Origin of the sequence: Micrococcus sp. Mcc89 (genome assembly GCF_024519795.1) — a bacterium.
Taxonomy (GTDB): domain Bacteria; phylum Actinomycetota; class Actinomycetes; order Actinomycetales; family Micrococcaceae; genus Micrococcus; species Micrococcus luteus.
In genome coordinates this window covers 1-267 of sequence record NZ_JALJRI010000057.1, presented here as the reverse complement: position 1 = coordinate 267, position 267 = coordinate 1, and the positions used below count along the sequence as shown (strand labels likewise).

General features: G+C 67.0%; 1 protein-coding gene. It reads right to left on the bottom strand.

The window, feature by feature from the left end:
• On the bottom strand, positions 1-247 hold a 247-nt coding region (locus NR072_RS06610), incomplete at its 3' end, for a transposase (RefSeq protein WP_256836586.1).
• Between the last annotated feature and the right edge of the window lie 20 nt (positions 248-267).

Here is a 267-nt window from a genome sequence, read left to right as displayed (position 1 = left end):
GGAGTTTGGGGATGGCCACATCGATCGTGCCGGCGCGGGTGTCCAGGGGTCGGTGCCGGTAGCCGTTGCGTTGTGCGGTACGGCTCTGGGAGGCCTGGCCGTACTCGGCGCCGCAGACCGCGTCCGCGTCGGCGGAGAGCAGGGCGTTGATCACGGTCTGCAGCAGGTGGCGCAACAGATCGGGAGAGGCCTCCCCGAGAGCTTCGCGCAGAAGGCGTTCAGGGTCGACAATGTGTGGAGCGGTCATCGTGGTGATGTCCTTTCGAG